We start from the raw sequence: 1992 nt of genomic DNA on the forward strand, positions 1-1992 counted from the left end.
CGGTGTCCGGGAATCGTGAGGAGCAGCCCCGCCCGGATCCGCGCCGTACGCACCCGCGCGGCGGCTTGCCCCAGCGCGGTGCGTGACGCGGCGTCCCACAGGTGCGCGTCGTCCACGCACACCAGGAGCGGCGCCGCGCCGGACGCCTCGCGCAGGACGTCGAACAGCGCCTCCCCCGCCGTACCGTCCCCCGCGGCCCGCAGGGTGCGGCCGGCGGCACGCAGCAAGGTGTGCAGGCCGCTGAGCGGAGCTGCGCCGCGGCCGGGGTCGGCGCGTACGTGCCACACCGGTCCGGCGCGGAAGGAGCCGGCGGCGTACTCCAGGAACGCCGTACGGCCGCAACCGGGTTCACCGGTCACGACGTGGACGCCGCCGTCGGTGCGCAGCCCGTCCAGCAGCCGGTGGATCGCCTGCCGCCGCGGGGTCGTCTGTCCGGTCATTCACTCGACCTTACTCACGCGTAAGGTCGAGTGGAGGGGGCGCGTCCACGAGTGTGCCGGGGCCCAGGACGCCCGGCGCCCGGCGGTGCGCGCGCACAACGCCGGTGGCGGCCCGCGTCGTACGCGGACCGCCACCGGGTGGTCGTTCGGCGGGAGCCGCCGGTCTCAGGAGGTGTGCGGGCAGTTGCCCCGGGACTCCTCGACCGTCAGGCTCGGCCGGGGCAGCGGGCACAGGAACTGCTCGTAGCGGGTGTCGTTGTCGATGAACCGCTTCAGCCAGGAGACGCTGTACTTCGCGATCGTCGTGTTCGACGAGTTGGGCGTGAAGTGGGTGGCGCCGTTCAGCTCGATGTAGGCCCGGTCCAGGGAGGACGGCAGGCCGCTGTACAGGGGCTCGGCGTGGCTGGAGACGGGGGCGACGGTGTCGCCGTCGGCCCCGAAGAGGAGGGTGGGGGTCCTGACCTCGGGCCAGGTCTTGTCGAGGTTCCAGGGGGTCAGCGGGATCGCCGCCTGGAGCGAGGGCCGGTCCTTGGCTGCTTCGAGGGTTCCGCCGCCGCCCATCGAGTGGCCCATGACACCGAGGCGGCTGCTGTCGACGCGGCCGCGGACCGCGCTGCGCTGGGTGAGGTAGTCCAGCGCGGCGAGCAACTGGTCACCGCGGGAGGCGGGCTGGTCCAGGGTGGTGTTGGTGTCGATGGTGAACACCACGAAGCCCTGGGAGGCCAGGCGCGGGCCCAGCCAGGCGATGGAGGACTGGTAGGCGGTGAAGCCGGGCGAGATGGCGATCGCCCCGAAGGTGCCGTCGGCGGTGCTGGTCGGGTAGTAGATGGTGCCTCCGCCGAAGCCGGTGACGGACAGCGAGGAGACGGAGACGTCCGACACGGCGTAGGGGCCGCGCAGCGCCTCGATGCTCGATTCGGTCGGTGCCGGGCCGCGCTCGTAGGGGTTGTCGGCCGCCTGGGCGCCGGGGCCGTTGAGGGTGGTGAGGCCGACGACGGCGGCGACCGCCGCGGTCAGTGCGGCGAACCTGCCGGTCCCGCGCCTGCTGGTGTGGGGGTGCTGCTGCACGACGGGTGGTCCTCTCTGTCGCGGCGGTCCGCCCGTCCGGCCGGTGCACGGGGATCACGGCGTGGTTGGGGACCGTGCCCGGCCGGGGGCGCCGCCGATTGACTGGCGGTGCCACTGTCGGAGAGGAGGGGGCCGGCGCGGACCGGCAATCTCACCGGTCTCGTGCGCCGCGCCGGGCGTCCCGGGTGCCGGTACGCGGGGCTTCGCGACGGGCTCGGGCACCCGGGGGCAGCCGTGTCCGCGCGCACGGCATGACGGTGCGAAGCGGGGGTACAGGGACAGGCGCGGTCACCGCCGGAGTCGGCGCCGACGGTGGCCGCGGTGCGTGCGGAGCACTCCGCGGCGGTTGCGCGGAGAGTCTCTTACGCCGCGTCGCGGGGCCCCTTACGCCGCGCCGTGGGCGTGGGCCCGGCCGTAGGCCCGCTCGGCCCGGCCGGGGTGCGCGAGGCCGGTGGTCCCACCGCGCACGGTCGCCCGCCGTCCG

1 protein-coding gene and 1 pseudogene are annotated in these 1992 nt (G+C 74.9%); both read right to left on the reverse strand.

Annotation, left to right across the window (positions count from 1 at the left end; translation table 11 throughout):
* Window positions 1–440, reverse strand: a pseudogene (locus B7767_RS39565) (ATP-binding protein); the annotation flags it as partial.
* Window positions 441–605: 165 nt separating this feature from the next.
* The gene (locus tag B7767_RS39570; protein WP_085576151.1) at window positions 606–1508 is read right to left on the reverse strand and encodes an alpha/beta hydrolase; all 903 of its coding nucleotides are present in this window, start codon (window positions 1506–1508) and stop codon (window positions 606–608) included.
* Window positions 1509–1992 lie beyond the last annotated feature (484 nt).

The sequence above is a fragment of the Streptomyces sp. 13-12-16 genome (assembly GCF_002114215.1).
In the GTDB taxonomy this organism is placed as follows: domain Bacteria; phylum Actinomycetota; class Actinomycetes; order Streptomycetales; family Streptomycetaceae; genus Streptomyces.